At 63.4% G+C, this 23,750-nt stretch carries 19 protein-coding genes; 4 read left to right on the top strand and 15 right to left on the bottom strand.

What is annotated here, in order from left to right; translation table 11 throughout:
• Nucleotides 1–4: 4 nt before the first annotated feature.
• Nucleotides 5–142: a carbohydrate porin gene (locus O0880_RS23980; protein ID WP_258001197.1), complete on the top strand. Its 138-nt coding sequence runs from the start codon at nt 5–7 to the stop codon at nt 140–142.
• An 80-nt stretch (nt 143–222) separates the two neighbouring features.
• Here O0880_RS23980 and O0880_RS23985 read toward each other — a convergent pair whose 3' ends face one another.
• The 11 genes from O0880_RS23985 to xsc all read right to left on the bottom strand — a co-directional run bounded on the left by O0880_RS23985 (nt 223) and on the right by xsc (nt 14,988).
• On the bottom strand, nt 223–2,571 hold the full coding sequence (locus O0880_RS23985) for a glycosyl hydrolase family 18 protein (protein WP_289889140.1): 2,349 nt from the start codon (nt 2,569–2,571) through the stop codon (nt 223–225).
• A 103-nt stretch (nt 2,572–2,674) separates the two neighbouring features.
• Nucleotides 2,675–4,120 carry a glycoside hydrolase family 19 protein gene (locus tag O0880_RS23990; protein ID WP_289889141.1) on the bottom strand — a complete coding sequence of 482 codons (1,446 nt, stop codon included), beginning with the start codon at nt 4,118–4,120 and terminating at the stop codon, nt 2,675–2,677.
• A gap of 346 nt (nt 4,121–4,466) precedes the next feature.
• On the bottom strand, nt 4,467–5,090 hold the full coding sequence (locus O0880_RS23995) for a c-type cytochrome (RefSeq protein WP_289889142.1): 624 nt from the start codon (nt 5,088–5,090) through the stop codon (nt 4,467–4,469).
• A gap of 10 nt (nt 5,091–5,100) precedes the next feature.
• The gene (locus tag O0880_RS24000; RefSeq protein WP_289889143.1) at nt 5,101–6,321 is read right to left on the bottom strand and encodes a molybdopterin-dependent oxidoreductase; all 1,221 of its coding nucleotides are present in this window, start codon (nt 6,319–6,321) and stop codon (nt 5,101–5,103) included.
• Nucleotides 6,314–7,747 carry an amino acid permease gene (locus O0880_RS24005; protein WP_289889144.1) on the bottom strand — a complete coding sequence of 478 codons (1,434 nt, stop codon included), beginning with the start codon at nt 7,745–7,747 and terminating at the stop codon, nt 6,314–6,316. Before O0880_RS24005 ends, O0880_RS24000 begins: the two co-directional genes overlap by 8 nt.
• Nucleotides 7,748–8,071: 324 nt before the next feature.
• The gene (locus tag O0880_RS24010; protein ID WP_051959683.1) at nt 8,072–8,866 is read right to left on the bottom strand and encodes an ABC transporter permease subunit; all 795 of its coding nucleotides are present in this window, start codon (nt 8,864–8,866) and stop codon (nt 8,072–8,074) included.
• Between the two features lie 79 nt (nt 8,867–8,945).
• Complete coding sequence (locus O0880_RS24015) at nt 8,946–9,761, bottom strand: taurine ABC transporter ATP-binding protein (RefSeq protein WP_071324509.1); 816 nt, start codon at nt 9,759–9,761, stop codon at nt 8,946–8,948.
• Nucleotides 9,762–9,845: 84 nt separating this feature from the next.
• Nucleotides 9,846–10,895 (bottom strand): taurine ABC transporter substrate-binding protein, encoded by a 1,050-nt coding sequence (gene tauA / locus O0880_RS24020; protein ID WP_071324510.1) that lies wholly within the window; start codon nt 10,893–10,895, stop codon nt 9,846–9,848.
• Nucleotides 10,896–11,010: 115 nt separating this feature from the next.
• On the bottom strand, nt 11,011–12,450 hold the full coding sequence (locus tag O0880_RS24025) for an FAD-binding oxidoreductase (protein WP_071324511.1): 1,440 nt from the start codon (nt 12,448–12,450) through the stop codon (nt 11,011–11,013).
• A gap of 25 nt (nt 12,451–12,475) precedes the next feature.
• Nucleotides 12,476–12,892 carry a nuclear transport factor 2 family protein gene (locus tag O0880_RS24030; protein ID WP_232250933.1) on the bottom strand — a complete coding sequence of 139 codons (417 nt, stop codon included), beginning with the start codon at nt 12,890–12,892 and terminating at the stop codon, nt 12,476–12,478.
• A gap of 287 nt (nt 12,893–13,179) precedes the next feature.
• The gene (gene xsc, locus O0880_RS24035; RefSeq protein ID WP_289889354.1) at nt 13,180–14,988 is read right to left on the bottom strand and encodes a sulfoacetaldehyde acetyltransferase; all 1,809 of its coding nucleotides are present in this window, start codon (nt 14,986–14,988) and stop codon (nt 13,180–13,182) included.
• Between the two features lie 207 nt (nt 14,989–15,195).
• Here xsc and O0880_RS24040 point away from each other — a divergent pair, with 207 nt between their 5' ends.
• The 3 genes from O0880_RS24040 to O0880_RS24050 all read left to right on the top strand — a co-directional run bounded on the left by O0880_RS24040 (nt 15,196) and on the right by O0880_RS24050 (nt 18,790).
• On the top strand, nt 15,196–16,038 hold the full coding sequence (locus O0880_RS24040; protein ID WP_071324513.1) for an IclR family transcriptional regulator: 843 nt from the start codon (nt 15,196–15,198) through the stop codon (nt 16,036–16,038).
• 92 nt (nt 16,039–16,130) lie between these two features.
• On the top strand, nt 16,131–17,060 hold the full coding sequence (locus tag O0880_RS24045; RefSeq protein WP_289889355.1) for an AAA family ATPase: 930 nt from the start codon (nt 16,131–16,133) through the stop codon (nt 17,058–17,060).
• Nucleotides 17,057–18,790: a cobalt chelatase gene (locus tag O0880_RS24050; protein WP_289889145.1), complete on the top strand. Its 1,734-nt coding sequence runs from the start codon at nt 17,057–17,059 to the stop codon at nt 18,788–18,790. Before O0880_RS24045 ends, O0880_RS24050 begins: the two co-directional genes overlap by 4 nt.
• On the opposite strand, the gene O0880_RS24055 is transcribed toward O0880_RS24050, so the two are convergent.
• The 4 genes from O0880_RS24055 to O0880_RS24070 form a co-directional block, all read right to left on the bottom strand.
• Nucleotides 18,791–19,483: a choice-of-anchor E domain-containing protein gene (locus O0880_RS24055; protein ID WP_289889146.1), complete on the bottom strand. Its 693-nt coding sequence runs from the start codon at nt 19,481–19,483 to the stop codon at nt 18,791–18,793.
• 233 nt (nt 19,484–19,716) lie between these two features.
• Complete coding sequence (locus O0880_RS24060) at nt 19,717–20,856, bottom strand: AAA family ATPase (RefSeq protein WP_289889147.1); 1,140 nt, start codon at nt 20,854–20,856, stop codon at nt 19,717–19,719.
• Nucleotides 20,853–21,740, bottom strand: a complete 888-nt coding sequence (locus O0880_RS24065; protein ID WP_289889148.1) for an RNA ligase family protein — start codon at nt 21,738–21,740, stop codon at nt 20,853–20,855. The genes O0880_RS24060 and O0880_RS24065 overlap by 4 nt, the downstream gene beginning before the upstream one ends.
• 318 nt (nt 21,741–22,058) lie before the next feature.
• Complete coding sequence (locus O0880_RS24070) at nt 22,059–23,717, bottom strand: ShlB/FhaC/HecB family hemolysin secretion/activation protein (RefSeq protein WP_289889149.1); 1,659 nt, start codon at nt 23,715–23,717, stop codon at nt 22,059–22,061.
• Between the last annotated feature and the right edge of the window lie 33 nt (nt 23,718–23,750).

A 23,750-nucleotide genomic window follows, 5' to 3' on the forward strand; every position in this document is an offset into this window, starting at 1 on the left:
CGAGCTGCGCGCCTTCGTGACCTACGGCAAATGGAACGATGCGGCCACCGCTTCGGTCAATGCGTCGAACAACGGCGGCCCGATCTACAACAACAATACCAGCGGCACCTCGTACGGTTTCCAGGTCGAGACGTGGTTTTAAGCCAGCTTAACTAACGCCAGAAACCAAAAAGGGCGGAACCGCGGTTCCGCCCTTGTCTGTTTACACTACCGTATCGCCCCTTACGGCAGCGCCACCGGCAGTTCCGGATACTCCTGCGTCAGCGCATACTTGGTGCCGCCCACGGTGACCGTGTAATTGGCCGGTCCCGAGATCGGCAACCGGTAGTTCAGGGTCAGCGCCACGGAGCCGCCCGGCGCCAGCGATTGCCAGGCGGGAATCGCGAAGCGGGCCCGGTTGTAGTTCTTCGTGAAGCCGCCGATATTGTTCGGCCCCGTGTAGCCGGCATTGATCACCGTCAAGCCGAAGCCGGACTGGTCGCTCATGTCCGACGGCGCCGACACGGGATAGTCGAACTCCACCACGGTGCCGCCCGGCAGGGTCGTGGCCGTATTGTTCTTCACCGTCATGACCGGATTGATGGGGAAGTTGCTGTCGCCCAGCTTCCAGCTGCCCAGGGTGATGCTGACGTTGGCCGCCGTGCCCGGCATGGCGATCTCGGCGCGCTTGTTGCCATATACGCCAGCCGTGCGGAAGGCCTGGTACAGCACGTCCGTCAGCGTGGTGCCCATGAAGTACTCGCCCTTGCCGCCGTTGCGCGTGGCATCCCAGGCATAGTCGCCCGCCATTTCCCAGATCATCACGCCGCCGATATTGTTGTTGACGATGTACTGGGCCTTGGCCGCGATCGACTGCGTGGTTTCCGTGGAAATGAACACTTTCTTGGTCGCATTCCACAGCCACGGCGCCACCATGGTGCTGCTGTAGTACGGCACATAGCTGCCCACCAGCGCCTTGTCGGTGACCTTATAGGCATCGAGGTAGCTCGGGACTATGCCGTTCTGCAAGTTCAGCGCGTGCCAGATGGGGTTGCCGCCGCCGGGCGTTGGCTTGCCCTGCGAGTCGAGGTCGAACCAGACGTTGTCGATGCCGGTGGCGCCCGTGCCGCACGTCTTGGTGCCGGCGCAGGTGACGGTGGAACTGATCAGCGGCGTCGTGCCCCACAGGCCGTTGGTGCCGCCCGTGACATCCTTCCAGCCCCGCGTGTAGAACGGCACGCCGATATTGATGCGTCCGGCCTGCATGGCGCCCCGGTAGTAGCGGTAGGCCCAGTCCGTGTTCAGGTAGCCGATGTTCTGGAACTGGTAGGCGTTACCGGCACGCAATTCGCCATCGTTGCCGTCGTCAAACAGCGCCGCGTTCGGCCCCACGTACTGGTTCCACGCGCCGTGCAAGTCATACGACATCAGGCTCGCGTAATCAAGGTATTTCAACCCCGACATGTTTTCCTCGCCGCGCAAGACCCAGCCCGAGGCGGAACCGGCGATGGTGAGCAGGTAATACTTGTTGTCCTGCACGGCCGCTTCATCGAGTTTCTGGCGCAGCACTTTCAACAGCACGTTGTAGCTCGTCATCAGGCCGGCCAGGCGCGGCTTCGAGACGGCAAAGTCGTTCGGATTGCCCGCTTCATTGTTGGTGGTCGGATGTTCGTAATCGACATCGACGCCATCGAAGAAGTTGTACTGGCGCACGAACGCCACCATGGAATCGGCCAGGGTGTTGATGCCGGCCGTGTTCACGCTGCCGTCCGCATTCGTCGTCGCCGTGTAGAAGCCGCCGCTGCCGGCCCAGCCGCCCACGGAAATCATCAATTTCACGCCCGGATACTTCTTCTTGTATTGCGACAGCAAGTTGAAGTGGCCCTTGTACGGCAGCGAGGGGTCCATGGCCGCCGCCGGCACGTTCGGCCAGGACAGGCCCGTATCCGGGTTGGCCGCGCCGCTGCCGATGGCGATCTTCGACGTGGCCGGATCGACGGTGGCAAACGCATAGTTCAAGTGGGTGATCTTGTCCCACGGCAGGTTATTCACCAGGTACGTGGGGCTGCCATCGACGCCCGTGCGCCAGCTGGCGAAATAGCCGACGATGCGCCGGTTCAAGCCATTGCTCAGTACTTCGCGGCCATTCGCGTCGTACACCTTGCAATACGGCACATTCGGCACGGGCGAGATCAGGCCGTCCGGACGGCAAGCCGTGGGCGTTGGCGTTGGCGTTGGCGTCGGTGTCGGCGTTGGCGTCGGCGTCGGTGTCGGTGTCGGTGTCGGGGTCGGCGTTGGCGTCGGCGTCGGCGTCGGGGTCGGCGTCGGGGTCGGCGTATCGATCACTGCCCACGGGCCCCACTGGTCGGCGGCGCTGGGGACATTACCCTGCGTCCACCACTTGGCCTTGTAGTTGACACCCTGGTAAACCACGCACTGGCCGCCCGTGTAGACGGTGGCGGCATCCCAGACGGCGCACGCCTCGACGGCGGCCAGCAGGGTGTTCGGCGTGGCAGTCGTGCCTTCCTGGCCGCCGCCGCAAGCGACGAGCACGCCGCTGAGCAAGGCCATCAATAATGCATTCGATTTCATGTGGTATCGGTCTCCGTTATGGTTGTACATCGAGAGCTGTTGCAGGCCCCTCGAGGGGCTCTTGTCAACTGTTATCCCTGGCCGGCTTGTGCTGCACTTGCTGTTACTGCAACTTCACATTCCAGTTGGCTTCCACGCATTTCACGTAGTTCCCTGCCAGCAAGGCGCTGTACGGGGTTTGATAGCTGACCAGCTGGCATTGGTTGTCGCCACCGGCGCTCCAGTTCTTTTCCCAATAGATGTTGTAGGAAGCGGAACTGGCCGGGGTGAAGCGTTGCATGTTGGCGCACGACAGCTGCTCGCCGGAATAATCCCAACCCATGTCGGCGGCAAACTGCTTGTAGTAATCGATGCGGTTTTGCGCGGCCTGCTTTTCCGTGCCCTGCCCGCATTCGGCGTTGATGATCATGATGGTGGTGGCAAAATTGTTGCCCGCGCCGGCCGTCGTATCGGCCGCGTTCGGCACCCACGTGCCGTCGAGCACATGCAGCATCGACGGTTTCGGCGGTTGCGGATAGACAAAGAAGAACGTGGCCGACGCCAGGTTCAGCCAGGTCGAGGCGACGAGATCCGGGTTTTTCAGCAGGACGGATTGATCGCCGTCATGCATCGCTTGCGAAAACGGCCCATAGTTGTAGTTGTACGACAGCTGCTTGGCGCCGCGGCCGAAATACTTCTTGAAGCTGCCGTCGGCATTCTTGCCGCATGTCCAGACCTTGTTGAAGACGGGGTCGGCGCACTCGACGTTGTAGCCGCAGCCGGCGCCCGTCTCGTCGCAGCCCAGTTCGCGCAAATACTTCAAGCCCTGGCGCCATTGCGGCAGCGGACTGCTGGCGTTATGGTCGCCTGTTTCCTGCACGAAATGCGCGAACATGGTGGCCAGGCTGTGACGGCAGATGGCATCCGCATTGCGCCCGTCGCTGTAGTCATCGCACACGGCGGGGAACTTGGCCACGGCTTGCAGGAAACGCTGGTAGGTGTAGCTGACGTCGCGCGCGGCAAAATAGTAATCCCACTTCGCTGCCGGCAGCAGGCGTTCGACGCGCTTGACGTTGAGCGGATTGCTGGCCAGGCCAGGCTGCACGGCTTCGACGGCCGTATTGCCCAGGGTGCGGATCGACGCCTTGACCTTGCGGAAGAAATCGTTGTTCGTCAGCGCCGCCTCGTTGGCCTCGGCCTGGGCCTTGGTGGGGATGCCGGGCGTGGGCGTCGGGGTTGGCGTTGGCGTTGGCGTTGGCGTGGGCGTCGGTGTCGGGGTTGGGGTTGGCGTGGTAGTATCGAGGCTCCATGGTCCCCACTGGTCGTTATTCGGCGCCGTGCCCTGCACCCACCACTTGGCGCGGTAGACCTTGCCGTCGTAGACGGCGCACTGGCCCGCCGTGTAGACGGCAGCGGCGCTCCAGGCCGTGCAATTATCGCTGGCGGCCGTGGCGGCCAGCAGGGTCGATGGGGGTTCGGTGGTGGAATTGCCGCCGCATGCGAGCAGCGCGCTGCCCAGCAGGCCAGCCATCAAAGGCGAGGCCAGCCGGCTTATTTGCCGTGTCTTCACAATGTCTCCTGAACGTTATACGAAAACTATCGAAGTAGCTTTTTATGTTGTACGTAAAGAAAGCACAGCGAAGCGTCGGCTTTCTGCACAGAGAATGCGACGCCCGAAATTGGTAGTCAAGTGGTTTTGTACAACGGTGTTTTTTACAATACCAGTGGTATTGAGCACGGCGCCGGTGCGCGATGCGGCGGCGAATGGAAGATGTGAAAAAGAGGCTTGCGCAAGGTGATGGAAAGCAATACCGCCAGGCAGCGCCGGCGCAAGTGGTATTACGGGCTTGCCGCGCCAACGGCCAGGGTTGGCGCGGCAAGCCTGGCCGACGAGCGCCGCCTTGCCGCGGCTGGACTTACCTGGACAGCACGTATTTGGCCAGCACGGCCGCGTCCGCTTCGCTGAGCTGGCTGAACGGCGGCATGGGCACGGCGCCCCATTTGCCGGAACCGCCCTGGCGGATATGCGCCGCCACGGCAGCGCCGCCATCCTTGCCCTTGTACCTGGCCGCCACCTCGGCAAAACCGGGACCGATCACGCGCTGGGCAAGGGCGTGGCAAGCCATGCAGCCATTCTCCGCCAGCAAGGTCTTCGCATCCTTGCCGTTCGTGGACGGCGCGGCGACGGCGGCGGCAGGCTTGACCGCAGCCGCGACCGTGGCGGCGGCGCCCCGCTCCGCGCCATAGGTTTTCACCAGGTAATCGACCATGGCCGGCACGTCCGCGTCGGCAAACTGCGCGCCGAACGGCTTTTTCATCTTCTTGACGGTCGCCTCCCAGTAGGCGCGCGGCGAAGCAGACGGCTGGCTCGATGCATACTGGGCCGCATGGCAGGTCATGCAGTTGCGCTGCACCAGCTGGTAGCCGGGCAATTCGCTGGGTTTGTACGCGGCCGTTTCCGGCGGCAGCTGGATGTCCAGCGCACACGCGCTGCCCGCCGCCGCCAGTGCCAGCGCGGCAATCAATATGTTCATTCGCATGTGAATCTCCTCAGACTGCCTGGATACGCGTGGTTTCCACCACGTTGCGCATATAACCCATGGGATTCCACAGGGCTTTCATCGGCTGGCTCTGGCCGATGCGGTTGACGGCCCGCACCATCAGCACGTGCCTGCCCTTGCGCGGCGCCTTCACGAGCATCGTCCACTCGCGAAACGAGAAGCGCCCCAGGTCCTTGCCCAGTGCCGCTTCCTGCCAGGTCTGGCCGCCGTCGGACGACACGGTCACCTCGCTGATGCCGTGGCCGCTGTCGAAGGCGATGCCGCGCAAGGCCAGGTCGCGCCCCGCTTTCACTTGCGCGCCGTCCTGCACGCTGGTGATGAAGGAACGCACGTTGAGGCGGCTGATCGGCGTCGTCTTGCCCACGGGCGCGCCCGGCTCGATGAAGCCGGAACCATTGTCGGGAATGCGGTAGCCGGTGCTCATCCAGAAGCCGTCGAACGGCTTGTCGAGCACGGTGATGTCGCTCAGGTGCTTGACCCAGTAGGTGCCATAGAACCCTGGCACGATCAGGCGCAGCGGATAGCCGTTGAGGAAGGGGATATCTTCGCCATTCATGGCCCAGGCCAGCATGACGTCGCCAGCCATGATGTGCTCGACGGACAGCGCCTTTTGAAAGTCGGGGCCGTCGCCCACGGGCGGCGTTTCCAGGCCGTTGAAGGCCACCTGCACGGCACTGGACGCGATGCCCGCCTTTTCCAGCACGGTTTTCAAGGGGATGCCTGTCCAGCGGGCATTGCCCATGGCGCCATTGCCCAGCTGGCCGCCATTCGCGCGCGGGGCGAAGAAGCCGCGGCTATTGCCCGAACATTGGGTCACGGCCACCACGTCGACGGGTTCGGCCAGCTGCTTCAGGTCCGCCAGCGACAATTCCAAGGGCGTCGTCACCAGGCCGCCTATGCGCAGCCGGTAGCTGCCGCCATCGATGCTGGTGGGCAAGCCGCTCCAGTGGTAGCGCACGAAGAACGCGTCGTTGGGCGTGATCGCCCCTTCATTAAAGACGCTGAACGGCGTTTCCAGCTGCGGCGGGCGGCTGGTCAGCAGGATCAGCGGGCGCTTTTGCGGGAAGGCCACGAGTTCGCGCTCGCCGTTTTCAAACGGCAGGGTGACGGAAGCGGCCAGGGCCGGCCCCGCCACGGCGGCCGCGCCCAGGGCGGCCGTGGTGCGCAGGAAGCGGCGCCGGCCAGCGGGCAGCAAGGTGGCGTCAGACATGTTTGAGCTCCACTTTGGCATCGGCGGCATCGCCGCCCGCGCGGTCGTCGTTGACGAGTTTCTTGATGTAGTACATGACGCTCATGATGACCACGCTCAACAGGCCGAACCAGAACGACACGCGCTGCTCCGTATCGGACGACACGCTCATGGCGCCGAGGATCACCAGCATGGCGATGATGGTGAAATACGTCAGGTAGGGGAACAGCCACATGCGCACCTTGATGCGTTCCGGGCATTCGCGTTCGAGGCGGCGGCGCAAACGCAATTGAGATATCGCAATCAGCAGGTAGACGAACAGGATCAGAATGCCGTAGGAATTGACGATGAACGGGAAGACGAGGTCGGCCGACACATACGAGACGGCAATGGCAAAGTAGGCGAACAAGGTGCTGAACAGGATGGCGCGAATGGGCACGCCGTTCTTGCTCAGTTTCACCAGGCCGGTCGGCGCATCGCCGCGGCGCGTCAGCGCGAAGATCATGCGCGACGACGCGTACAGGCTGGAATTGAGGGCCGACAAGACGGCCGTCAGGATGATGGCGTTCATGATGTGGGCCGCGTACGGAATGTTCATCACCTTCAAGGCGCTGACGAAGGGCGTGGCGATGGCCGGCGAATCCCAGGGCACGATGCAGACGACGACAAACATGGAACCGACATAGAACATCAGCACGCGCGTGATGACGGAATTGGTGGCGCGGGCGATGGCCTTGGCCGGGTCCGACGTCTCGGCGGCGGCGATGGTGACGATCTCGGCGCCCGAATAAAAGGCCGTGGCGGCGACGGCCCCGCTCAGGACCGGGCCCCAGCCGTGCGGCATGAAGCCGCCGTTGCTGGTCAAGAAACCCAGGGTCGGGATGCTGTTGGGCAAGCTGCCCGTGATGAACAGGGCGCCGACAAACAGGAAGACGATGATGGCGACCACCTTGATCGAGGCGAACCAGAACTCGAATTCGCCGAACGCTTTCACCGAGAACAGGTTGAGCACGGTCATGGAAACGAGCAGCACCAGGCTGATCGACCACGAGGGCACGTCGGGCAGCCAGAAGTTGACGAGCTTGGCGCCGGCGATGGCTTCCAGCGCCACGACGACGACCCAGAAGTACCAGTACATCCAGCCGCTCATGAAGCCGAGGAATTTCGACACTTTCGGCTTGTCGTCGAAAGCCAGGCGCGCATATTCGTAAAAGGAGCCGACCACGGGCAGGGACGAGGCCAGCTCGCCCAGCATGCGCATGATCAAAACGACCAGGCCGCCCGTGAGCAAGAAGGAAAGGATGGCGGCCGGGCCGGCGGCCTTGGCGATGACGCCGCTGCCGACAAAGAGGCCGGCGCCGATCACGCCGCCGATGGCGATCATGCTCATGTGGCGTTGCTTCAGCGAGTGCTGCAAGCCCGTGTTGTTATGGTTGTCGCTAATCATGTGTGTCTCCTAGTAATATCTGAAGCTCAGTGCGCCCTCGCCTGCTGCGGCCGATTCCTGCCGCGCGGCTTTATTTTTTATGGGCAACACTGTCAAGCAGCATCGATACATCATCAAATCAGTCTGGTTGGCTGCATGCCATAAGTCAATCTGGAAATGCAGCGGCCCGGCGCGGTCGCCTAAGGGCGAAACACGTTGGGAGAAAAGTAAGGGGCGTTGCCGGGCGTTACGTTGAGCCGGCCTCGACATCGGCACGGCAAAGGTTAAAAAGATAGGGAGCGGCGCGCAACACTTGTGGCGTGCGCGCCACTCCCCGTGAACGTCTTACACCTTGCCCTTCCATGGCACGAGGGTACGTTCGAGGTAACGCATCATCAAATCAAACAGGAAAGCGAAGAAGCCGATCACGATGATGCCCATGATCACCACATCGCTGGCCAGGAACTCGGACGCGCTGAGCACCATGTAGCCGAGGCCGCGCGTGGCCGCCACCATCTCGCCAGCCACCAGGGTGGTCCAGCCCACGCCGATGCCGATGCGCATGCCGGTGAGGATTTCCGGTATCGCGGCGCGCAGGATCACGTGCACGATCACCTGGAAGCGCGTGGCGCCCATCGAGTAGGCCGCGTGGATTTGCTCCAGCGACACGGAGCTGACGCCGGCACGGGCCGCGATCGCCATCGGTGCAAAGATGGCCAGGAAGATCAGATAGACCTTCGAAAATTCGCCGATGCCGAACCAGATGATGACCAGTGGCAAGTATGCGAGCGGCGGCAGCGGACGGTAGAACTCGATCAAGGGATCGAAGATGCCGCGCGCCACGCGATTGACGCCCATCATCACGCCGATGGGAATGGCGAACAGGCACGCCAGGCCGAATGCGCCAAACACACGCACCAGGCTGGCCACCGTGTGCTCCCACAGGGTGGCGCCGCCGAAGCCCGTGGTGGCCGCCATGATGAATTTCTCGTACACGGCTTGCGGCGACGGCAGGAACAGCGGTTTGACCATGCCGCTGGCCGTCACGCCAAACCACAGCAGGAGCACGGCGATGACGGTGACGGTAGCGATGCGGCTGGAATTGCCCTGCCCCGGCGCGCCGAACGCTTCGCCGGGCATGGCGCACCGGGGCGCGAACAGGCGCGACAAAAAGCCGGCGCGCTTGGCGGTGGTGGGAGGAAATCCCACGACGGATGGGCTATGCATGGGACACCTCCAGCTCTTTATTGACGGCGCGCTCGTCGCCATAAATGATGTTGAGCACCGTTTCGCGCATCTTGATGAAGTCCGGGCTCGATTTCACGGCGCGCGCATCGCGGCATTCGAGGAAGCGCTTGTTGAAATCGAGTTCATACGTATGCGTGATGCGGCCCGGACGGGGCGACATGACGATCAGGCGGTTCGCCAGGAACAGCGCCTCGTCGACGCTGTGGGTAATGAAGAAGAACATGGTGCTGGACTTGGCCCAGATATCGAGCAGCAACTCCTGGATGGTTTCGCGCGTCAGCGCGTCGAGCGCCGCCATCGGTTCATCCATCAGCAGCATGGCCGGATTGCTGGTCAGGGCGCGGGCAATGCCGACCCTTTGCTGCATGCCGCCCGACAACTGATAGATCATATTGTCGTGAAAGTCCTTCAAGCCCACGAGCGCCAGGTTCTTGGCCGCCTGTTCGCGCCGCACGGCTTTCGGCACGCCTTGCAGTTTCAAGCCGAATTCCACGTTTTCCATCACGTTCAGCCATGGCAGCAAGGCATGTTTCTGGAACACGACGCCACGGTCGGCGCCCGGCCCTTCCACCTTGTTGCTTCCCAGCATGATTTCACCCTTGGACGGGGCGATAAAGCCCGCCATCAGGCTCAGCAAAGTGGTCTTGCCGCAGCCCGATGCGCCCAGGGCGACGACGAAGTCGCCGCTATTGATGGTCAGGTTGATATTATTTAAGGCATGCACGCGTTCACCGGCCGTCTTGCCCGGATAAATCACGCTGACATCCTTGACGTAGAGATTTTCCATCGTGTGCCCCGCATAGGTGTAGTCACTTCAGTTCAACGCATTCTGTTCAGTCAGCGCGCCCGCAGGCGCGCCATCGCACAACGTTTACTTCAGCAGGCCAGCGGCCTGTGCATACCTGGGTGTCACATATTTGGCGTAGTCAGGAGCCAGGGTGTCGATCTTGCCTTCGCCCTTCAGGAATTGCGCCGTGGCCAGCAAGGCTTGCGCCACGCCGCCCTTCGCGCCGCCGCCAAGCCAGGCGGGCGACGCCTGTTCCTGCAGCGAGGGATAGGCGTACAGGGCCACGGAAGCGGCCACGTCCTTGGCGGCCGCGCCCGAATGCTTGACGTTGGCCTTCACCTGCGGCGAATCGATCGTCCAGGCTTTCGGATTGGCGCGGTAGTCGGCGTCGGCGGCCGCCATCACCTTGACGAACTTGGCCATGAAGTCGGCATTCGCCTCGCCCCAGGCGCGTTCGACGGCCATGCCGTCAAACGTGGCCTTGCCCTTCTTGCTCAGTTCGCCGGAGGTCACCAGCACCTTGCCGTTTTGCTTGAGTTTGCTCAAGGCCGGGTCCCACACGAAGGCGGCGTCGATGTCGCCCCGTTCCCAGGCGGCGGCGATCTGGTTCGGCTGCATGTTCAGCAGTTTCACTTCCGTCGGCTTGATGCCCCACGTTTCCAGCGCGAACATGGTGTGGAAGTGCGTGGTGGACACGAACGGCACGGCGATCTTCTTGCCGCGCAAGTCGGCGGGCTTGGTGATGCCGGCGCCGTTGCGGGCCACCATCGCTTCGGCTTCGTTGATGTCGTCGATGATCCAGAACAGCTGCAAGTCGACGCCGCGGCTGACGGCGGCCGTCAGGGGGCTCGACCCGATGACGCCGATCTGCACGTCGCCCGACGCCATGCCGGTCGCCACCTTGGCGCCGGAATCGAACTTGCGCCAGTTGATTTTATAGCCCGTGGTTTTTTCCACTTCGCCGCTGGCAATCGCCACCAGGAAGGGACCGTTGATTTCCTGGTAGGCAATCGTCACTTCCTTGCCTTGCGCGAAGACAGCGCCGCTGGACGCGAGCGCCACGCCCAGCACCACGGTGCCGAGGACGGCGCGGCGCATCGATGAAAAACCTGTTTTGCTCGTATTCGTGTTCATGTCTCACTCCAAGTTTATTGTTATGTGAACGCTGCGGGCAATCTCATCCCTTGCGGGAGGCGCCGCTGGCTGATCTTTGTCAACGCATGCGGCGGCTTGAACTACAGTGCTGCTGTTAGAAAACTTCATCCTTCAAGTGATACCAGCGGTACAGGAAGCGCTGGCCCAGGCGGCGGAACGGGGCGAATGCCTGCGACTCGACCAGTTCCATCATGTTGGGATACGGCAATTTCGAGTTGAAGATGGGCAAGCCTGTGTCGCTGGCCTTGCCGGCGATGCGCTCGGCCATGCGCCGCCCTGCCTGCGCCGAATACATGACGCCGTTGCCGCCGTAGCCGAGCGAGTAAAAGATCGACTGCTTCGGATCGGGCTGCACGATGCGCGGCATCATGTCGTGGCTGACGTCGACCCAGCCCCACCATGAATAGTCGATGCCGATGCCGGCCAGCGCGGGGAACTTGCGGTGCAGATCGTTGACCAGGAACTGCTCGTACTTGCCGTCCGGTGCATCGGCGCCCGTGATGGCGCTGCGGCTGCCGATCTGCACGCGGTTGTCCGGCATCAAACGGTAGTAATGACGCAGGATGCGCGTATCCGTGATCACCTGGTGGGTACGGAAGTTGCACGCCTCGATTTCCGAATTGGTCAACGGCCGCGTGACGATGGAATTCGACAGGATAGGCAGCAAGCGGTTCTTCACTTGCGGATGCAGATGGGGCGAGGTGTAGCCGCCCGTGGCCACGGCCACGGCGCGGGCGCGCACCACGCCGCCCGGCGTTTGCAGGTAATGCACGCCGTTGCGCGTTTCCCAGCCCATCACGGGACTCGCCGGGTGCACCTTGGCGCCCAGCGCGCGCGCCTTGCGCAGGTAGCCGAAGGCCAGCTTGCCGGCGTGGATGCCGATGCCTTCCGGCTCGTGCAGCGCGCCGGCCGCTTCCTTGTCGTCCACGTACTCGCGCTTGACGGTGTCGGCGTCGAGGATGCGCGCGTCGTACTTGAAGATCTCGCGCATCACCTTGGCTTCTTTTTCCAGCGCCGGCATGGCTTTCGCCTTGTGGGCGATGTACAGGTGGCCGCCCGGCTGCGGGTCGCAATCGATGTCGGCCGTGATCTTCTTGAACGTTGCCATCGCGTCGCACACTTCCGTGTGCAATTTCAGGGCCGTGTCCATGCCGTAGCGGTCTATCCACTGCGAGCGCTTCAGGCGGCCCGTCGTGCATTGCGCCTGGCCGCCGTTGCGCGTGCTGCAGCCCCAACTGACGCGGTTCGCTTCCAGCACGGTGGCCTTGATGCCGTGTTCCTGGGCCAGGAAGATGGCGCAGGTCAGGCCCGTGAAACCGGAACCGATGATGGCCACGTCGACATCGATGTCATGCGTGATGGGGCCATCGTCGGCCGGCGGCTCGCCCGCCGTGCCGATCCAGTAGGTGGGCGCGTAGGCATTGCCGTGGCCGGGGCGCTGCGCCACCAGCGGATCGTAGCCGGGATCGTAAGGCGTGCGGGCCGCGGTGCTGCTACCCAGTACGCCAGGTGGAGTATCGACAGGTTTGTTCATGGTCATTCCTGGTGAACGTGCTGGCTCAGGCTTGGGTGGTGGCGCTGACGACCGGTGGACGGTCCTTGCGGAAAGCGTTCTTCACGGCGATCTTGCCATCGCGGAAAGTGAAGATATCGACCATGCGCGCTTCGATGCGCGTGCCGTCGGCCTTGGTGCCGGCAAAGGTCGATTCCGTCACGCCGCGCTCGCCGCTGACGAAATGCACGGGATTGAGCCAGGCCGCGTCGGGGAAGGTTTGCCAGGCCAGTTCGAAGCCGGCGCGCACGGCGTCGCGGCCGATGAAGCTCTTGCCCAGCAAGTCAGGACCGGCCACGGCGTGGAATTCGCAGTCGTCGGCCATGGCGGCCATCAGGGCCTCGATATCGTGGCGGTTCCAGGCATCGCCGAACGCTTGCAGGAAGTCGGTGGTGACGGCATCGGTCATTACGCGTGTGTTCATTTTTGTCTCCGTGAGTCGAATTTGGTACTTTTCGTTCCGTTTTTTAGTATTTTTATTGAATTTAAGCTGAATGCGGGTGCTTGTCAAATCAAATAATCCAAATACCGGGACGCTTTGTATTCTTTATTGAAATTACGATGCTGAAGTGACAATGTGTGAGAATTTCGTCACAACGCTGCGTCGGATTACGCCGGGCATACGCCCGGCTACTCCAACCTACGCCCGCGCCATACGCGGATACGCAGGTTGGATCAGCCCAGAGGGCGTCATCCAACAACCCGGGCGCATCAGACGTAGTCTTTGTACTTGTCCAGGTGACGGATCGGCTTGCTCAGCGCATCGCGGCGGAACGGGTCGCCCAGCTCGCGCGTGCACATGATTTCGATGATGGTCGTCTTGCCTTCATTCATTTGCATGTCGATCGCCTTCTTCAGCGCCGGCCCCACGTCTTCCAGCTTGTCGACCGTGATGCCTTCGGCGCCCATGGCGCGCGCAATCTCGGCAAAGCTCTGGTTGTCGAGCTCGCCGGCGACGAAGCGGCGGTTGTAGAAATCCACCTGGTTTTTCTTTTCCGCGCCCCACTGGCGGTTGTGGAACACCACGGCCGTCACGGGAATGTTGTGGCGCACGCAGGTCATCGTTTCCATCAGGCTCATGCCCCAGGCGCCGTCGCCCGCATACGATACGGCCGGACGGTGCGGCGCGGCCACTTTCGCGCCGATGATGGTCGGGAAGGCATAGCCGCAGTTGCCAAAGCTCATCGCCGCAAAGAAGCTGCGCGGCTTTTCGAAGCGCAGATAGCTGTTCGCCACCGAGTTGATGTTGCCGATGTCGGTCGACACCATCACGTCTTCGGGCATGGCTTTTTCCAGCTCGCGCAAGACCTGACGCGGGTGCAGATAGTTGCCCGGCTCTTTCTTCTGCTCTTCGATCATGTCCAGGCTGTACGCATCCTTTTCATGCGTCCAGTTCGTCAATTCCTCTTCCCACGCCGCCTTCTCGGCCTGCACGGTGGCATAGCGTTCTTCGCGCGTGGCGTCGCAGTCGAGCGTCTTGCCGTCCAGGCGGGCCAGGATGGCCTTGGCGGCCGCCTTGGCGTCGCCGCAGATGCCCACCGAAATTTTCTTGACCAGGCCCAGCATCTTGTTGTCCGCATCGATCTGGATGATCTTGGCGTTCTTCGGCCAGTAATCCATGCCGTGCTGCGGCAGGGTGCCGAACGGGCCCAGGCGCGAACCGAGGGCCACGACGACGTCGGCCTGGGCGATCAGTTTCATCGCCGCCTTGGAACCCTGGTAGCCGAGCGGGCCGCACCACAGCGGATGGCTGGCGGGGAACGAGTCGTTATGCAGGTAGCTGTTGACCACCGGCGCGCCGAGGCGCTCGGCCAGGGCCTTGCACTCCTCGATGGCGTCGCCCATGACGACGCCGCCGCCCGAGATGATCACGGGGAACTTGGCTTGCGCCAGCAGTTCGGCCGCATCGTTCAGGCTTTGCTCGCCGCCGGCGCCGCGATCGAGGCGGTTCGGTTTCGGGATCTCGGCCTTGATTTCGCCATAGAAATAGTCGCGCGGGATATTCAGTTGCGTCGGCCCCATTTCCGACATGGCGCGGTCGAAGCAGCGCCCCGTGAATTCGGCCATGCGGGCCGGATTGGTCACGTGGCCCTGGTATTTGGTGAATTCCTCGAACATCGGCAGCTGGTTCGCTTCCTGGAAGCCGCCCAGGCCCATGCTCATCGTGCCGGTCTCCGGCGTAATGATCACGACCGGCGTGTGCGCCCAGTAGGCGGCGGCGATGGCCGTGACGCAATTGCTGATGCCGGGGCCGTTCTGGCCGATGACCACGCCATGGCGGCCCGAGACGCGGGCATAGCCGTCGGCCATGTGGCCGGCGCCCTGCTCGTGCACGACGGGGATCAGGCGGATGCCGGCCGGGGCGAAGATATCCATCGGGTCCATGAAGGCCGAACCCATGATGCCGAACATGTCGGTCACGCCATTGGCGGCCAGGGTTTCCACGAACGCTTCGGACGGCGTCATCTTTTGCGGGCCGGTGGGGGTGGCCGCTGCGGCGGCGGCTTTTTGCTCGGTCATGTCATTCATGGGTGTCTCCTGGTCTGTGGTGATTGAGGCTGTTGAAGTGATCAACTTATTTATCAAAAATCGGTATATTTTGTTCCGAAATTTGATATACAATTCAATTTAAGCGTTCAGCAATCAAAAGTCAAACAGAATTTCGAGGAAACGGTACAATTTGAGTTCGAAAATGAAATAACACACAGATACCCAACCGAGGCCACCATGGACATGATTTCATCCCCAAAACTTGAGCCAGAAAAACTGGAAGGCGACACGCCCACGATGCGTTTGTTTGCCTTGCTGGAAGTGATTGCCGAGAAAGACCAGCTGCTGTCGCTGCAAGCGCTGGTGGAAGAAACGGGCCTGCCGAAGCCCACCTTGCACCGCATGCTGCAACAGCTGGAAAGCGTGGGCGTGCTGCAGCGCGAAAGCGATGGCCGCCACTACAGCACGGGCGTGCGCCTGCGCCGGCTGGCGTCGAACCTGCTGATTAACAATACTTTCCACGGCGCCCGCCGCATGGTCTTGCGCCAGCTGGTCGAGGAAGTGGGCGAAAGCTGCAACCTGACGGCCTTCAGCGGCAGCGAAGTGGTGTACCTGGACCGCGTGGAAACGGCGGCACCGCTGCGCTTCTATCTGCATCCCGGCTCGCGCGTGCCGGCCCACTGCTCGTCGAGCGGCAAGCTGTTCCTGGCGCAAATGACGCCCGTGCAACGGCGCCGCCTGCTGGGCCACATGGAATTGACGCGCTTTACGGACAAGACGGAGACGGACCCCGTCAAGCTCGAACGCGAACTGGAAGTGGTGCGTCGCAATGGCTATGCGCTGGACGACGAGGAATTCCTGCCCGGCCTGCTGTGCGTGGCCGTGCTGGTGCCGAACCCGAATGGCCGCTCGAACCTGGCCGTGGCGATCCAGGCGCCCATCATCCGTTTGACGCACGACAAGGCTTTACATTTCTTGCCAGCATTGCAGCGCGCCGCGCAGGCATTGGCCGCCATCGAATCGGAAACCATGCCGACGACCGGTGGCGACAGCGAAGCATTGCAAGCCGGTAATTCATAAACGCCGCGGCGCCCACGCTGCGGTTTGACCAGGAGAACAAGGTGCCAGATTCACGCCAACATCCCCCCGCAGCGGCGCAAGCCCCGCACAGCATGCAATCGGTGCGCAGCCTGTTTCATATCGACAGTGACCTGCTCGTGCCCGTCTTCACGGAGCGCGACCCGCACGTGCCCGACATCGACCCCGCCTACCGCTTCAACAAGGATGTGACCCTGGCGATACTGGCCGGTTTCACGCACAACCGCCGCGTGATGGTGCAAGGCTTGCACGGCACGGGCAAGTCCACGCATATCGAGCAGGTGGCGGCGCGCCTGAACTGGCCCTGCGTGCGGGTCAACCTCGATGGCCACATCAGCCGCCTGGACCTGGTCGGCAAGGACGCCATCGTGCTGCGCGAGCAGCAGCAGGTGACGGAATTCCAGGAAGGCATCGTGCCCTGGTCCTTGCAGCGCCCCGTGGCCCTGATCTTCGACGAGTACGACGCGGGCCGCCCCGACGTGATGTTCGTCATCCAGCGCATCCTCGAACGCGACGGCAAATTCACCCTGCTCGACCAGAACCGCGTCATCACGCCGCACCCGCACTTCCGCCTGTTCTCCACCTCGAATACGGTAGGCCTGGGCAATTTGAACGGCATGTACCACGGCACGCAGGTGCTCAACCACGCGCAGATCGACCGCTGGAATATCGTTGCCACCTTGAACTATCTGCCGCAGGCCGAGGAAACGGACATCGTGCTGGCCAGGGTTCCCGCCATGAATGACGAGGCGGGCCGCCAGCTGGCGGCCAGCATGGTGGCCGTGGCCGACCTCACGCGCAAGGGCTATGCGGCGGGCGACCTGTCCTGCCTGATGTCGCCGCGCACGGTGATTACGTGGGCCGAGAATTGCCAGATCTTCCGCGACCCGGCCCTGGCCTTCCGCCTGTCCTTCCTCAACAAATGCGACGAGGCCGAGCGGCCCATGGTGGCCGAGTACTACCAGCGCTGTTTCAATGAGGAATTGCTGGCGACGGCGCCATGAGCGTGCCCGAGTCCCAGCCGGCAGCCTACACGCGCGAGCAGCAGGCAACCGATGAACTGTGCGCGGGCGCCATCCGCGCCGTCAGCGGCATGTCCTCCATCCGCTACCGGGGCCGGCGCCTGCACGACGGCCACCGCCCCCTGCCCATCCACGCGGCCCATTTGCAGGCCGATGCCGCGCTGCAAGACTTGCCGTCCTTGCGCGGCGCGGCCGACAGCGTGGCCCTGCGCCTGCTGCATACGGATACGGCCCTGCACAAGTCGCTGTGTCCGCCAGCACCCGTGGCGCGCCTCGTCTTCGAGCTGCTGGAACAGTTACGGGTGGAAACGCTGGCGCCAGAGCAGCACGCGGGCGTGATCGAGAACCTGCGCCACCGCTTCACGGCCTGGTCGCACGCGTTTTACGATTCCGGCCTGGCCGAAGGTACCGCGGGCTTGCTCCTGTACACGGTGTTCCAGATGTGCTGGTCGCGCCTGACGGCGCGGGCCGTGCTGGAAAAGACGGAAGATTTCATCGAAGCGACGCGCTGGTCCATCTCGTCGCAGCTGAGCGGCGACCTGGCCGGCCTGCGCCGCCACCGCGCGCACCAGGCCACCTATGCGCGCCACGCGCTGGCCATCGCCCACGCCGTCGACGCCATGCTGCAGGATGCGCAGGCGGCGCGCGATGGCCAGCAGGACGAGGCGGGCGACGCCAGGGCGCAGGCGGCCTTCAAGCTGCTGCTCGATTTCGACAGCGACAACGATCATCTCCCTGACGCCGCCCCGCTGGGCGAGAGCCGCGCCTTCAGCGACGGCGATGGCGCTTACCGGGCTTACTCGACGGCGTACGACCTCGAGGAAAACGCGGGCGAACTGGTGCGCCGCGCCCTGCTGCTCGAATACCGCGAACGCATGGATGCGCGCATCGCCAGCCTGGGCATCAACACTGCCCGCCTGGCGCGGCGCTTTACCCAGCTGCTGGCCCTGCCGCAGCGCGCAGGCTGGTCCTTCGGCGAGGAAGAGGGTTATATCGATGGCCGCCGCCTGGCACAACTGATCAGCTCGCCGTCGGAGCGCCGCTTGTTCCGCAAGGAACAATTCCTGCCGCAAGCCGATTGCCTGGTGACCTTTCTCGTCGACTGCTCCGGCTCCATGAAGACGCATGCGGAATCCGTGGCCGTGCTGCTCGACATGCTGCTGCGCGCGCTGGACCAGGCCGGCGTCACGACGGAATTGCTGGGTTTTACGACGGGCGCGTGGAACGGCGGGCGGGTGAAACGCGACTGGATGCGCGCCCGCTCGCCCGCCAATCCGGGCCGCCTGAATGAACTCGTGCACATGGTCTTCAAGGGGGGCGACACCAGCTGGCGCCGCGCGCGGCCCGATATCGCGGCCCTGCTGAAAGCGGACTTGTACCGCGAAGGCGTCGATGGCGAAGCCGTGGAGTGGGCATGCACGCGCATGCTGGCGCGCCCGGAACGGCGGCGCATCCTGCTCGTCGTGTCCGACGGTTGTCCGATGGATACGGCCACGAATCTGGCCAACGACGAGTTTTACCTGGCCCAGCACTTGAAACAGGTGGTGGCGCGCCGCGAGGCGCAGGGCGCCATCGAGATTTGCGGGCTGGGCCTGGGACTGGACCTGGGCGCCTACTACAGCCGCAGCCTGGCCACCACCCTGCCCGCCTCGCTGAACAATGAACTGTTCAGCGAGATCGCCCAGCTGATCGCCGGGCGGGCACGGCGCTGATCACACTGTGGATTTGCGACGGCGCGCCATCACGCCGGCCAGCGCCAGCCCCGTCAGCAGCATCACGTAGGTTTCCGGTTCCGGCACGGCGCTGACGTATTCATACGTCACTGCCACGCGGCCCGAGGCGGCCGTCTGGAACTGCGTCAGCAAATTGCCGGAGCCGCTGCCCGTCGAGGAACCGATGGCGTTCAGGCCCAGCTGGATCAAGCCGCCGCCCGCCGAGGAAAACAGGGCGAAATCGCTGGCGCTGGCGCTCGTATAGCCGTTCGAACCCGTGCTGGACCGGGGGCCCGTATTGGCGCCCGACGTGCCGGCAAAGTCGATGCTGCCATCGAAGGCGCTCAGGGCGAACGTCTGCGTGAACAGCGGGTTGGCCACCAGCAAGGTGGAATTGTCGGGACGATACAAGGTCAGCAGCGACGCCAGGCTCAGCGTCACGTCGGAGGCGCTGGCGTCCAGGCTTTCCGCCTTGCCGCTGCCCTGCACGGCGCCTTCCAGGTGGAACTTGATCGAGGTCAAGGTCCCCAGATTGCTGTCGAACTTGCCCAAGCCCAAGGTGTCGGCCCAGTTGGTGGCACCCAGCGCGCGCTCGGCGGTAAAGGTGATGGTCTCGGTAGCCGCCTGGGCGGAAGACATGGCGCCCAGGCCAAGCATGGCCGCCGCGGCCAGTGCGATCAGGGATTTTTGCATTGAGGACTCCAATTCATTCAAAGAGGAAGAGTGGATCACCCGGTGATTCACTCAGGAAACGCGAGGGAAACCCCCGCGCCACAGCCCGGCCGTTCAGCGCTCCAGGCAATCCATTGTAATAAATGAAAGAATCGCAATATACTCAGTTTGTTGCATTTTTAAAAATTAATATTATTATTTTGATTGCTTATATCCTTATGAAAAACCGGGGAACACACCGTTTCCACCGCGCCTCAAGCGACGCAGTAACGCACGGCATGCGCCTCCATCGGCAAGGGGATTTCCCAGTTCCACAGCATCGACTGCAGCTTCTTGTTGCTGAGCGAGGTGTCGCGCTGGCCGTTGCGCCTGAGTAATTCCTTGCGCGGCTGCTCCAGGTATACGAGCTCCACCTGCGCATGGTATTTGTAGAGCAGGTTGAGCGTCTTTTCGCGCATCAAACGGGACAAATGCGTGGCGTTCCACACGAACGGCTCGCCACGGCGCAGCAGTTCGCGCGCCCGCTCTTCCGCATAGTCGCCCACCTGCCCCTCGTTCTTGCCGTGCTTCAAGCCCAAGGCCGTCCGCGCATCGTCGAAGGAGACGACGGGCAGGCGCGGATGGTGCTGCTCCACCCAGGTATTCTTGCCCGAGGCGGGCAAGCCCGACATGACGATCACGTGCGAACCCGGCTCCTGGAACAGCGGGTAATCGGGATGCGCCTCGGCGCCGCGAAAATACTTCACGCGCGTGTGATCATCGACGAAGGCGCGCCGCTGGCCATAGCAGCCTTCTTCGCGCGCCAGTTCGCGGAACAGCTCGATGGCGTCGAGTATGCGCTGCGGATCGGGGCAGATGCGCCCGCGGATATCGGCCTCGGCCAGCATGGCCAGCAACCGGATATCGACTTGCCACGACAGTTCGCGCACGGTGAACTCGGGCGTGACGCCACGCCGCGACGGCTCCAGCGCAAAAAAAGGAACCTGATGCACATTGATCAGGCGGCAGATTTCCTCGCGCACGGCAAACGGCACGTCGCCATCCCACAGGGCGATGCGCGCATCGAGGGCGCCCTTGCGCGAGTGGCCGGGCTGGCCGATGGCGCCCGTTGCCGGGTCGATCACGGTGGTGCTGCACTTGGCCACGTCGTGCAGCAGGGCGGCCAGGAAGACGATTTCCTGTTCCGCCCGCGTGGCGGCCTGGTAATCGGGCATGGCCAGCAGCGATTCCACCACCATCACCGTATGCGTCCACACATCGCCTTCCGCGTGGTAGACGGGATTTTGCGGCGTCGTCTTCGCCAGCTCCAGCTGCGGGAAGGCGGCCAGGCAGGCGGCAAAGTCGGGCGACTGGCCCGCCATGGGCACCAGCTGTTGTAACTGTTTCCAGTTCATTTTGTACTCCTTGAAAATACTGCCAGCTCATCGAGCGAACGGCAGGTGTGCAGGCCCAGGCCCTCCCAGGTGACGAGCGGCTGCGGCGCGTACAGGTCGACGCCGTCGGCCAGCTGGTTCGCGATCAGGGGCCGCGTGCTGTGGTGCGAGCCGCTGTCGAGGATGGTTTGCGTAAAGTCATGGCGCACCAGCTTGTAGCGGGCCAGCACTTGCGTGTCGTCTTCCACTTTCAGGTACAGGCCTTCCGCGTGGTCGGACTTGTCCGTCTGCTTCCAGCACAGGTCCGGCGGCAGGCGCTCGCGCGCCACCACGTGGTCAAACGCCTCGCGCCACAGCCGGGACTTGGCCAGCGAATGGCGCAGCAGCTGACACAGCTGTTTCGGCGCCGCGGGCATCGTTCCCGCATACAGCACGGGGACGGACAGCACGGGCGAGCCGGCCAGCATGGCGTGGCGGCGCGCCGTCGACAGGAAGGTCTGGGTGCGGCGGCAATACACGTCGAACTCGTTGAAGTAATGGGGCAGGCGGTCGTAAAACACGGAATGCTTGCTGTAAGCCCATTCGCCAAACAGCACATACTGATCTTCCAGCAGATGCAGCAAGGCGTGTTCGTGCGCATGCGCCCACGGTTTCAACAGGTTGAACTGGCGTTCGCTGCCGCCGCCCACCAGGTAGTGGCCGCGCGACTGCAGCAGCACGTCGCCCGCGTCGCTGAACGACACGGCCGCGTTGGCGCCATCGATTTTTTCCTCGATGACGACGTACTGGCCAGCCAGCTTTTTCAGGGGCATCTGGTCGGAAGCGTCATCGCCGTCCTGCAGGCGCGAGCCTTCCAGGTGCGGCGTGCGCGGGTATTTGAATAAGGGCAGAGATTGTAAAAACATAGCGTCCCACGCCGCGTTCACCGGGGCGTGTCCATACAGGGTCAGGGATGCTGACGACGTGTTCGGGCGTGGACGATCAGGACGGTGGTCCTGGATACGTGTGCGGATGGAGCAAAAACAGTGCCGCAGCAATCGGGGGCGTCAACGCGCCGAACGATGCTGCAGAGAGCATTTCGTCAGCGTTAGCAGGTGATGGCGAAGAAGCGAGGCACTTTTGGCTCCAATAAGGAAGGGGTTCGAGAAAGAACGGGGAATATAACGGCTGTTTGATTATTTTGCAAGGCGCACGTTTCAATCGTGCGCCTTGCAGTGCGCCGTCTAGAAGCGGTACTCGAGGTTCAGCCACACGCGCGGCCTGGGATCGCTGTTCGCCTCCGATTGCGGTCGCCCCCCCACCGTGTGCCAGGCCAGGGCCGCATCCGCGCTCCACGCCTGGTGCTGGTAGCGCAAGCCCAGGCCGCCGCCGCGCAGGCTGCGCCGGTTGTCGCCGGCCACCACGGGCTTGGCGTTGAGCGTGATGCGCCCCGCATCCATGAACGCATACGGCGTGAAGGCGCCGGCGCCGTAGCGCAGTTCCAGCTGCGCCAGGCCGCCCTCGTCGCCCGTGGCTTCGCCCGATGGATAGGCGCGCACGCCGCTGGCGCCGCCCAGGCTCAGCTTTTCCGACGAGTCCAGGTTACCGTCCGCTTGCTGCCAGCCCACGTGGGCCATCAGGCTGAAGCCGGCAGGCAAGGATTGCAGGCGCACGACATCGAGGTTGAACTTATGAAAGCTGCCCCTGGTGCCGTAGGCATCGACGGCGGCCAGGCCCGCATCGAGCTTCAGCTTGCCCGGCGTCCAGCTCACGCTGCCATACGTCACGCCGTCCCAGGCGTCGCGGTAATCGAACTGCAGGGCCACGGGCAGCGACTTGCTCGACTTGCTTTCATAGGTGGCCGTGCTGTCGCGGTTATCCTGCAAGTGCTTCGACTGGTAGGTGGCGATCAGGGTCAGGTTCGCCTGTTGCGAGCGCAGGATGGGATAGCTGAGGCCGGCGCTTGCCACCTTGGCCGTGCCATTCGCATGCAGGCTGGCAAATTCCTTCGCCAGCACATAGCTGGTGTGCGAATACGCCACATTGCCGCGCAAGCCCGAAACACCCAGGGGCAGGCTGTAGCCAAGCGAACCGAGCCATAACTCTTCCTCGCTGAGCAGGGCCCGCACGCTGATCTGGTCGCCCAGCAGGAAGGGACTGTTGATATCGACATTCGCCCGCAGCCGGTTTTTCCCCGTGTAGCGGCTGCCGGCGTTGTCCAGGCCAATGTCGCCGCTGACGCGCCGCTCGCGCGCCACCTGGACGATCAGGTCGCCCGTGCCCGCCTGCTCGCCCGGACGCATCGTGGCGCTGGCCACGATACCAGGCAAGTCATCGAGCAGCAAGGCGGCACGTTCGAGCGGGGCGCTGGCGATCACGCTGCCTGATTGCAAGTTGCCAAGGAAGGCTGTCGCCTGGCGCGCCAGCGCGGCATCTTCACCTTCCGCCCGAACCACGCCGTAGCGTCCCTCGATGATGTCGATGCGCAGCTCACCGTGCTCGAGGCCTTGCGGCGGCACGATGGCGCGGGCAAACGGGTAACCGCCGGCATGGTAAAACGCGCTGAGGCGCCCGGCCAGGCCGCGCAGGCCGGCCAGGTCAAACGTCGTGCCCGTCACCTCGCCCAGCGCCGCGCGCAGCACCTCCTGGCTGAACACGGAATTGCCCGCCAGTGTGACGGAACGCAGCGTCACGGCCGGCCCGCCGGGCGCCACCGGTGCCGCGTCGAGCGGCGCCTGTATCGTCAATGGCTGGCTGTCGCGCGGCGGCGCCAGCGGCGCCTGCAGCTGCCGCAGGGTTTGCCCCGCATCGGGGGGAACTTGCGCGTGCGCGGCAAACGGCAGGAAGGCCAGGCCCAGCGCCAGGGCAAGGCGCGTCGCCTGTGGATGTGGATGTTTTTTCATGGATGCTTTTATTTGTTTTATTTGTTGAGTCAG

The organism is Janthinobacterium sp. SUN118, from assembly GCF_030397695.1.
Lineage (GTDB): Bacteria > Pseudomonadota > Gammaproteobacteria > Burkholderiales > Burkholderiaceae_D > Janthinobacterium.

What these genes read in the sequence shown, in the direction of transcription:
- O0880_RS23985 (WP_289889140.1), bottom strand. Translation starts at nt 2,571, where the DNA reads ATGAAATCGAATGCATTATTGATGGCCTTGCTCAGCGGCGTGCTCGTC.
- O0880_RS23995 (WP_289889142.1), bottom strand. Translation starts at nt 5,090, where the DNA reads ATGCGAATGAACATATTGATTGCCGCGCTGGCACTGGCGGCGGCGGGC.
- O0880_RS24000 (WP_289889143.1), bottom strand. Translation starts at nt 6,321, where the DNA reads ATGTCTGACGCCACCTTGCTGCCCGCTGGCCGGCGCCGCTTCCTGCGC.
- O0880_RS24005 (WP_289889144.1), bottom strand. Translation starts at nt 7,747, where the DNA reads ATGATTAGCGACAACCATAACAACACGGGCTTGCAGCACTCGCTGAAG.
- O0880_RS24010 (WP_051959683.1), bottom strand. Translation starts at nt 8,866, where the DNA reads ATGCCCGGCGAAGCGTTCGGCGCGCCGGGGCAGGGCAATTCCAGCCGC.
- O0880_RS24015 (WP_071324509.1), bottom strand. Translation starts at nt 9,761, where the DNA reads ATGGAAAATCTCTACGTCAAGGATGTCAGCGTGATTTATCCGGGCAAG.
- tauA (WP_071324510.1), bottom strand. Translation starts at nt 10,895, where the DNA reads ATGAACACGAATACGAGCAAAACAGGTTTTTCATCGATGCGCCGCGCC.
- O0880_RS24025 (WP_071324511.1), bottom strand. Translation starts at nt 12,450, where the DNA reads ATGAACAAACCTGTCGATACTCCACCTGGCGTACTGGGTAGCAGCACC.
- O0880_RS24030 (WP_232250933.1), bottom strand. Translation starts at nt 12,892, where the DNA reads ATGAACACACGCGTAATGACCGATGCCGTCACCACCGACTTCCTGCAA.
- xsc (WP_289889354.1), bottom strand. Translation starts at nt 14,988, where the DNA reads ATGACCGAGCAAAAAGCCGCCGCCGCAGCGGCCACCCCCACCGGCCCG.
- O0880_RS24040 (WP_071324513.1), top strand. Translation starts at nt 15,196, where the DNA reads ATGGACATGATTTCATCCCCAAAACTTGAGCCAGAAAAACTGGAAGGC.
- O0880_RS24045 (WP_289889355.1), top strand. Translation starts at nt 16,131, where the DNA reads ATGCAATCGGTGCGCAGCCTGTTTCATATCGACAGTGACCTGCTCGTG.
- O0880_RS24050 (WP_289889145.1), top strand. Translation starts at nt 17,057, where the DNA reads ATGAGCGTGCCCGAGTCCCAGCCGGCAGCCTACACGCGCGAGCAGCAG.
- O0880_RS24055 (WP_289889146.1), bottom strand. Translation starts at nt 19,483, where the DNA reads ATGCAAAAATCCCTGATCGCACTGGCCGCGGCGGCCATGCTTGGCCTG.
- O0880_RS24060 (WP_289889147.1), bottom strand. Translation starts at nt 20,856, where the DNA reads ATGAACTGGAAACAGTTACAACAGCTGGTGCCCATGGCGGGCCAGTCG.
- O0880_RS24065 (WP_289889148.1), bottom strand. Translation starts at nt 21,740, where the DNA reads ATGTTTTTACAATCTCTGCCCTTATTCAAATACCCGCGCACGCCGCAC.
- O0880_RS24070 (WP_289889149.1), bottom strand. Translation starts at nt 23,717, where the DNA reads ATGAAAAAACATCCACATCCACAGGCGACGCGCCTTGCCCTGGCGCTG.